This window comes from Psychrobacillus sp. OK032 (assembly GCF_900111345.1).
Taxonomy (GTDB): domain Bacteria; phylum Bacillota; class Bacilli; order Bacillales_A; family Planococcaceae; genus Psychrobacillus.
Window position 1 is genome coordinate 21955 of record NZ_FOGY01000016.1, and the last position, 6642, is coordinate 28596.

The window sequence follows — 6642 nt, forward strand, 5'->3', positions numbered from 1 at the left end:
GGTAAAGTATAATTCGGGGCTTTCAAAAGGGTTAACGTAATAATTCTATTCTCTATAAAAACTTCAGCTTAGTAGAATTAGATACATAATTAGTGAGCTACTAGCGGGGCAGGTTAGTGAATAAGTATAAGCCGTGAATGCTTGAAGTAAATAATTGTATTGAATTTTAGTTCAAAGTAATATAGGATATACAAAAATCTATAAAAAAAGCGATGAAAAGAAGAGTAAACATACGTACTATCTACAGAGACCTCTGTTAGCTGAAAAAGAGGGATAGGAAATATGTTGAAACAAGGCTTGGAGCTGTGCATTGGATTTGTTTATTTGGAACAATGATGATGCAACGTATTCTCCCGTTAACGAGATAGAGTATCGCAGGTGATTTATTATGCACAAAGCTGTACTCGATTAGGCTTCTGCAGCAATGTAGAGGTGAACTGGGGTGGCACCGCGATATGACTCGCCCCCAAGATAAATATCTTGGGGGTGAGTTTTTTTATTTTGTTTTTAAAAAAAAAAAAATAGGAGTGGTGAATATGTCCAAATGGAAGTATCCTTTCATGCTTTTAGGAGGAATAGGCATTTCCAATGTGGGGGGATGGGTTTACTTAATCGCACTAAATTTAATTATATTGAATGAAACAGGTTCACCACTTGCAATTGCTTTATTATATATACTTGGTCCAATTGCAACTATATGTTCGAATGCTTGGGCAGGTAGTTTAATTGATCGGGTAAATACACGGCAACTTATGATGGGATTAGATGTTTTCCGAGCACTATGTATTGCGTTAATTCCATTTTTACCTTCACTTATTTATGTTTATATATTAGCGTTTATCATTAATATGGGAAGTGCTATTTTTCAACCTACATCTATGGTTTATATGACTAAACTAATACCTGAAAAAGATCGGCAACGCTTTAATGCACTGCGTAGTTTTATAAACTCATGCGGTTCACTAATAGGTCCTGCCATTGCAGGGATTTTATTTTGGATGGGTACTCCATATACTGCCATCCATGTAAATGCTGTGGCATTATTTTTTTCGGCACTTATTATAATGAGGCTACCTAATGTTGATTCCAGACCCAAAGAGACAGAGGGGAAAAGATTTACTTGGGATATGATAAAAAATGATTTTCGGGTTGTTTTTAATTTCAGTAAGGACTATACCTATGTTACAAAGATATATTTATTATTTAGCGGTACTACTATATTCATGACAGCGATCGATTCTCTAGAGGCAGCATTTGCAAAAGGAGTACTTTTCATATCAGATACCAATTATGGGTTTTTATTAAGCGTGTTTGGAACTGGAATAATAATAGGATCAATTATTAATTCCGTATTCTCAAAGCTGCTTGCAGTTAATCTTTTAATAGGTGTTGGTACCATTTTTACCTCAATAGGTTATTTAGTACTTTATAGTTCTAATGGCTTTTTTAGTGCAGCGCCAGGTGTATTTTTAATTGGGTTTGCTGTAACGTTTGCAAATACAGGGTATTTGACTTTCTACCAAAATCATGTTCCTGTGAGGTTGATGGGAAGGTTTGGAAGTATCTTTAGTGTTATCGAAGCAGGATTCATTGTTGCTTTAACGGTTTTATTAGGTTTAGCCGCAGAATTAACTTCAATCCGTCCGGTGGGATTAATGGGTTCATTTGCCTTCTTTATATTAGGGTTATTGGCATTGAAAGCTGTATCAGGTGCAAAACGGAAGGAATATTTTAAAAAGGTGCTGCTTCCTTAAATAAGTAATGAAAATTAGACTTAATTTAGCTTCTCAATGGCTTTACCTTTCACTTAAAGACTAAAGTGACTAAAATGTAACATAAGTCCATCAAATTATTATATTAATCGATGGTTTTTCTGATCTTAGTTTAATATATTTAAAATAGTAGGCGTTAAACTAAGAATGAGGATTTATAGGGAGGTAAAAATGGGAGAATTAGATATTGTATTCATAGTCAAAATGATAATAATTGGATTAGTTCAAGGCTTTACAGAACCGATTCCAGTGTCCTCTAGTGGACACGTAATGATTGTAAGTGAGATTTTGGGGTTAGGGGAACAAGGATTTACTTTTGCTATATTAACAAATACAGCATCACTATTTGCGATACTTTATATTTATAAAAAAGATATCGTACGACTTGCAGTAAATTCAATTCATTATTTGAAAACGAAAAATTTTCGTTATAAGAGTGACTTTCGTTTTGTTCTCTTTATTGTCATTGGAACTATTCCAGCGGGTGTGCTGGGGATATTATTAAGTGACTTTATAGCAGAAAGTGTTAGCATGACAACGATTGCGGTGATGCTTTTCGTAACAGGGATTGCCTTGTGGTTAATTCGCAATCTGAAAGGTTATAAAGACGAGAGAGATATTAAAATTAAGGATGCTTTTATTGTAGGGTTAGGGCAGGCTGTCGCATTAACACCAGGAATTAGCCGTTCAGGTGCAACAATTATTTCGGCAGTTGCTGTAGGAATGAAACAAGATACGGCTCTTCGATTTTCATTTATGTTGTATATTCCTGTGAGTCTCGGAGGGGTTATACTAGGTCTTGCTGATTTTCTAAATGAACCGAATAAAGCAGACTTAGCAATTCCTTACTTAGCTGCATTTATAGCAACACTTTTAATGACATATTTTGCGGTGAAGTGGTTTATGGGAATTATGAAAAATGGAAAGCTAGGTTATTTTACATATTATTGTTTCCTCGTTGGAGCATTACTTCTAATTTTCTTCTAACGGATACTGTAGTTAAACAAGATCATCATTTTCGATGGTCTATTTTTTTATGTCACAAACATAAAATTCACCTCGACGATCATATGTGAAATGTTACACACGGGTCAGGTTAGTCCAAGAACAACAAGTTTGAAACTATCACATTCTTTTTACGTTATAAAGATAAAGGAGTGATAATTTGAAGAAAATTACGGTTATTATTTTTTCTTTACTATTTTTAGTGGGTTGTAGCAAAAATAGTGTTCAACAGAATACAGAATTAGAGGAATCCATTCATTCCATTGTAGAAGACAAAAATATAAGTGAGATAAATATTAATGATTTAACAAATTTCGATTGGGATAAAGCTTTTCTATTTGCACCTTATACAACGCAAGAAAGTCTAGAGGAACAATTAAGAGTTAACTTTAAAGACCCAAGCAAGTTAGATATCAGAGATGACATCTATTTATTGGTTTTCCTTAATAACAATAAGGTTGTTCATTATACAGAAATAAATCGTCAACAGTCTGATTTTTCTTTAGGGGAGCAGGAATATCTTACTCCTTCTAATGCTTTCATAAATATTGAAAGGTAATACTTATTCATCTAACTGTTGCTTTAGATTTTACGTGCAAAATATCAAAAATACCAAGCGGAGGGGTAGAGTATGAGAGGAACAAAGAAGATTATTAAAATTACCCAATTGGTTATTTTTATTGGATTAGTAATTGTACCGTTAGTATCAATACAAGCAAATAAATACATCTACCAAAATAGAGTATCTACATACCTAATGGAAGAGAAAGGCTTTGAAAAAGAGGATATTGAATCTATTGAGGGAAAATGGGGATTTAAGCTTCCAGCATACTATGCAGTTGTAACCTTCAAAAATGAACCAAACGTTGAGTACACCTATTTTGCACATGACAACGATGTATTTCAATTTAATTACAATATCAGTGAAGAGGGACAGAAAGAAGGTATTAAAGAGGAAGACTTAAAGAATAATAGTCCGCGTTTTTGAACTTACAATATAACGGGGGGGTTAGTTGAATAAACAGAAATGGGTTTTTGTGAATTTCAAATGTGTAATTTACTTAATATTGGAACTTCTTTTCGTGTCATACGTATTAAAGTAAAGGGACACTTTGAGGAGGAGTTTCTATGGAATTCGCGAATTTTGTTCTTAGTTTTATGCAGATTTTTACTCTAGTCTTGGTAAATTTTTCTGGTGTAATGCAGATGACTTGAATAATATAAATTTACAACCATACCCATTTAGAAATCTAATAAAAAAATATCTAAATGGAAATAAGGATGTTTGGTGGGAGAGTACTTTAAACTCTGTAATTGATGATGCAAATAGAGGTTAGAATTTTCTTATTCTACTAACTCAGCAATTTAGTTTAACTAGCAGGCACTATTAAAGGGAAGTCTAATAATTTAATTTAATGAGTTATTTAAGTAAATGCTAAGTGTTTTAAAGAGAAAGAGGTGTTGAATGTGAAAATAGCAAAAGAAAAAAATGAATTATTGGAATGGGCAAAAGCAATAGGAATTAGCAGATATGATTGATAAAAGTGAAAGGTGGTTATAACATGGGGTTTGTCATGGCAATTGCACCTGTTGTAATAGTGGGTGGAATTGTAGTATTTGTAATTCAAAGGCTTAAACATAAATTTAACCAAGATAACCAAGGTAAGAAAAAATCAAAAGGCGATCAAGATTTATTAGATATTTTAATACCAATGGGAATGCTTATTGGTTGTGCGATCGGTGTGATTTGGGGCATGTTTTTCCAAATCTCTTTACTATCTACAGTTAGTTTAGGAGCTGGAATAGGCTATTTATTTGGATATTTTGCTTATGAAATTTATAATTAGAAAGGAAACAATCATTCATAAATAGCTATTTCCCTGAAATGTGCGCTCTTTTGGAATAAGGATAAGTGACGAAAATGGGCCATTTTGTGGACTAACATCTGTAACTTAATTAGGTGGCAGATAATGAGTAATCTATTACTACTGGTGATTATAATTCTTTTTTTAGCTATTAAGATTTCTAAGAAGAAGCATCCAAATAATAAATTCTTGGCACAACTTGGAATGGCTATATTGGTGGGAGCGATAATAATAAAAGCCCTTATGACTCATAATGGGTCAAAGTTTTTAAAGTATATAATTGTAATTTACGGGATAATATCGTTTATTGTTATCATGGTTGATATAGTGATTTCCAAGAAGAAACAAACCAGATTATAAGCTGTTTATTTAAATAACGGGCGAGATCGTTTGATATTATGATATGAGTGGAAAAAAGGAGTGTAATTATGAAAAAGATAATTCTTTCAGTCTTTTTATCAGTCTTAGCCTTTACTACTTTTTTTGTAAATACAGAGGCTGCATTGCCTACAAAAGTCATGTGGGATAATATGGAGCTTAAAGAAGGACAAATAGGTAGGGTGACGATGTTAAAATCAGGATTTAGCCTTTTCAAGTATGACGAAGAACTGGGTGAATTTCGTCCGGCCAAAATTGTAAAAAAAGGAGCTTATTGAATTAACGAAGCAGGTTTACTGAATTATGTTCTTTTATTCTTTGTGTTAATTTTTTTTACAACTCACAGTAAATGAAATCTCCTTCCTTATATCTGTTGCTTTAGTGAAAGACTATAGAGTTGCTTAGGCGGTCATTATTTTTTTGTTCAACTAAAAAAGCATTTGTAAAATAGAGTGATTAATAATAAATGGAGGATAATAAGTGATAAAAGAACTGATTAAAAGAATCTTAATAGGAGTTATTGCGACCGTCTTATTTAGTGGATTGCTTGCAATATTTTCCTACGAACCTGTTTCTAATAGGCAACCGAATTCTTCTTATACCTCTCTTTCAGGACTTTTTACTATTTACGCTATATACTCAGGACCAGTCTTTATTGTTGCAGGTGTTATTTGGTCATTTATTATTGATAAAATGAATGTGAAACATCAACATTATTCGAGAAGTAGAAGATACTTTAGAAAATCTATTTGGTATATTCTAGCGGGGATAATTAGCACTTTGATATTTTTGTTTATACTTTCAAATGGCGCTATTTTATATAATTCAGAGACATTTGGTTTTTTGTCTCTTGGAATAATTGCATCACTGCTTTACTATCATTTACAAATTATATGGCAGTTTGTATTTAACAAACGAAGTAGTTTTTTAGTGGAATAATAAAACTGTAAAATTACAAATAAATACTAGAAAGCAGAAAAAAATTATATAGAAATAGGTTCAAAAACTGGAACAAGACATTCCTTTAAGAAGAAGTGCAAAAACAGAAGAAGTATCAAACTTAGTCATCTATCTAGCTTCAGACGATTCTAGTTATTCAACAGGAGCACAATTTGTTGTAGATGGCGGTATGATCTCTGATTTATAATAATACAATCTCAATAACAAAATTTACAAAAAGTAGTCCAGTTTATTAAACTGGACTATTTTTTTATTGAGGGAAAATGTCTCAGGTGATAGCAAGGATAGACTTCTTTCACCCAGACAATAGAAAACGGGAGAAGAAAGTATTCAAAAGTAAAATCGGATAAGCAGGTATTCTAAAAAGGAAAGCGAAGTAGTATTAGGAATTAATCTGATTGGTAGAACACATTAAATTTGGAGGATAGCATAAATCATGTTAAGAAATAATAAAGTCGTTTAATTTTGAAGTGTTAAACATGCATAAATACTTTCAAAATAAAAAACAAGCTCCCAATAAAATTGTTCGCTTGTTTTTTGTACCCTTACATTTAAAAGGGCGATAAAATTTAGTTAATGAAATTTTGAGGAATACATTCACGAACACCAGAATTTCTTAATGAGTTAAATAAAGCTGCACTGATCCTTAATATAACATTGGT

The 6642-nt window shown here is 32.3% G+C and carries 8 protein-coding genes, 2 pseudogenes and 1 other annotated feature; of the genes and pseudogenes, 9 read left to right on the plus strand and 1 reads right to left on the minus strand.

Features of this window, described 5'->3' with window-relative positions; all coding sequences use genetic code 11:
- The first annotated feature begins 203 nt into the window (after window positions 1–203).
- Window positions 204–471, plus strand: a binding site (T-box leader).
- 65 nt (window positions 472–536) lie between these two features.
- The 9 genes and pseudogenes from BMZ04_RS20715 to BMZ04_RS20755 all read left to right on the plus strand — a co-directional run.
- Window positions 537–1754, plus strand: a complete 1218-nt coding sequence (locus BMZ04_RS20715) for an MFS transporter (protein WP_093277195.1) — start codon at window positions 537–539, stop codon at window positions 1752–1754.
- A gap of 189 nt (window positions 1755–1943) precedes the next feature.
- Window positions 1944–2759, plus strand: a complete 816-nt coding sequence (locus tag BMZ04_RS20720; protein ID WP_093277170.1) for an undecaprenyl-diphosphate phosphatase — start codon at window positions 1944–1946, stop codon at window positions 2757–2759.
- A 178-nt stretch (window positions 2760–2937) separates the two neighbouring features.
- A complete protein-coding gene (locus BMZ04_RS20725; RefSeq protein ID WP_093277173.1) occupies window positions 2938–3336 on the plus strand; it encodes a hypothetical protein in 399 nt (132 codons plus the stop codon).
- A gap of 72 nt (window positions 3337–3408) precedes the next feature.
- Complete coding sequence (locus BMZ04_RS20730; protein WP_093277176.1) at window positions 3409–3765, plus strand: DUF3139 domain-containing protein; 357 nt, start codon at window positions 3409–3411, stop codon at window positions 3763–3765.
- Between the two features lie 574 nt (window positions 3766–4339).
- Window positions 4340–4624, plus strand: coding sequence for a hypothetical protein (locus tag BMZ04_RS20735; RefSeq protein WP_093277180.1), 285 nt, complete (start codon window positions 4340–4342; stop codon window positions 4622–4624).
- A gap of 123 nt (window positions 4625–4747) precedes the next feature.
- Window positions 4748–5002, plus strand: a complete 255-nt coding sequence (locus tag BMZ04_RS20740) for a hypothetical protein (RefSeq protein ID WP_093277183.1) — start codon at window positions 4748–4750, stop codon at window positions 5000–5002.
- Between the two features lie 68 nt (window positions 5003–5070).
- Complete coding sequence (locus BMZ04_RS20745) at window positions 5071–5298, plus strand: hypothetical protein (RefSeq protein WP_093277186.1); 228 nt, start codon at window positions 5071–5073, stop codon at window positions 5296–5298.
- 202 nt (window positions 5299–5500) lie between these two features.
- A complete protein-coding gene (locus BMZ04_RS20750; RefSeq protein WP_093277189.1) occupies window positions 5501–5959 on the plus strand; it encodes a hypothetical protein in 459 nt (152 codons plus the stop codon).
- Between the two features lie 58 nt (window positions 5960–6017).
- Window positions 6018–6167, plus strand: a pseudogene (locus tag BMZ04_RS20755) (SDR family oxidoreductase); the annotation flags it as partial.
- A gap of 382 nt (window positions 6168–6549) precedes the next feature.
- Here the strand turns inward: BMZ04_RS20755 and BMZ04_RS22990 are convergent.
- A pseudogene (locus tag BMZ04_RS22990) lies at window positions 6550–6642 on the minus strand (spore coat protein); the annotation flags it as partial.

Bases quoted from the DNA above. Each gene is read 5' to 3' on its own strand.
- BMZ04_RS20715 (WP_093277195.1), top strand. From the start codon at position 537: ATGTCCAAATGGAAGTATCCTTTCATGCTTTTAGGAGGAATAGGCATT.
- BMZ04_RS20720 (WP_093277170.1), top strand. From the start codon at position 1,944: ATGGGAGAATTAGATATTGTATTCATAGTCAAAATGATAATAATTGGA.
- BMZ04_RS20730 (WP_093277176.1), top strand. From the start codon at position 3,409: ATGAGAGGAACAAAGAAGATTATTAAAATTACCCAATTGGTTATTTTT.
- BMZ04_RS20735 (WP_093277180.1), top strand. From the start codon at position 4,340: ATGGGGTTTGTCATGGCAATTGCACCTGTTGTAATAGTGGGTGGAATT.
- BMZ04_RS20740 (WP_093277183.1), top strand. From the start codon at position 4,748: ATGAGTAATCTATTACTACTGGTGATTATAATTCTTTTTTTAGCTATT.
- BMZ04_RS20745 (WP_093277186.1), top strand. From the start codon at position 5,071: ATGAAAAAGATAATTCTTTCAGTCTTTTTATCAGTCTTAGCCTTTACT.